Genomic DNA, 1,067 nt, shown 5'->3' on the forward strand with positions numbered 1-1,067 from the left:
GCATAAGATTGATCATCAACATCTGAAAAATACATATTTTCATGATAATGGTGCCAGTGGCCTGATTGCTCCCATAATTCCTGTTTCATCATAATCGGAGTCTTAATTTCCTGATATCCTGCTTTTCTATGCTCTTCCTTCCAAAACTTCTCAAGCTCATTTCTGATGACCATACCATTTGGCAGGAAAAAAGGCATCCCCGGTGCTTCCTCCATCGAAATAAACAATTCCATCTCTGCTCCGAGTTTTCGATGGTTTCTTTTTTCTGAATCAAATTGAACTGACATATTTCATTCCTCCTAATCTAATTATAAAAAAGACCGCACTCATCCCTATGCAAGGGACGTGTACGGTCGTGGTTCCACCCTAATTCCGAAAGGAGTCAATCGAATCTTTTCGCTTTAAGTAAGATAACGGTTTTACCCGATCATGGATACTGCATGGTTCACCATGATAGCTCCAAGGCGGTAAATCATTCTCTTTTCTTCAGGGTTCACAGCCTAAGACCCCGTTCTCTGGAAAGTAATTAAGAATCATTCATGTCCTTCTCATTGCTCTTTTAACTATTTTTTTCGTTTTTGTTTTGTGGAGATCAATCCTTGATTTATTAGCAGTTTAATAAACAAAAGACCGCACTCATCCCTGTTCAAGGGACGCGTGCGGTCGTGGTTCCACCCTAATTCCGAAAGGAGTCAATCGACTCTCTTCGCTCTAAGTAAGATAACGGTTTTACCCGATCATGAATACTGAATCGTTCACCATGATAGCTCCAAGGCGGTAAATCATTCTCATTTCTTCAGGGCTCACAGCCTAAGACCCTGTTCTCTGGAAAGTAATTAAGAATTATTCATGTCCTCTTCATTGCATTACACCAGTATACTCAACATTTCTGGTAACTGTTAAAAGAATTATATGGAAAAATCATCTATATGTCAAGGCAGCTATTATGACAATTCGCAACTCTTTTCAAACACAAAAGAGCATAAACAAGAATAAAGTTAATTAATATATTGATTAAAACGGAATAAACAAGTACTATATATGTTAAAGGAGGAATAATATGGTAT

1 pseudogene and 2 other annotated features are annotated in these 1,067 nt (G+C 37.9%); the pseudogene reads right to left on the bottom strand.

What is annotated here, in order from left to right:
- Positions 1-287, bottom strand: a pseudogene (locus HP456_RS24260) (threonine--tRNA ligase); the annotation flags it as partial.
- A gap of 49 nt (positions 288-336) precedes the next feature.
- Positions 337-561, bottom strand: a binding site (T-box leader).
- An 85-nt stretch (positions 562-646) separates the two neighbouring features.
- Positions 647-871: a binding site (T-box leader), on the bottom strand.
- Positions 872-1,067: the final 196 nt, after the last annotated feature.

This window comes from Bacillus haikouensis (genome assembly GCF_013179555.1).
Lineage (GTDB): Bacteria > Bacillota > Bacilli > Bacillales > Bacillaceae_B > Rossellomorea > Rossellomorea haikouensis_A.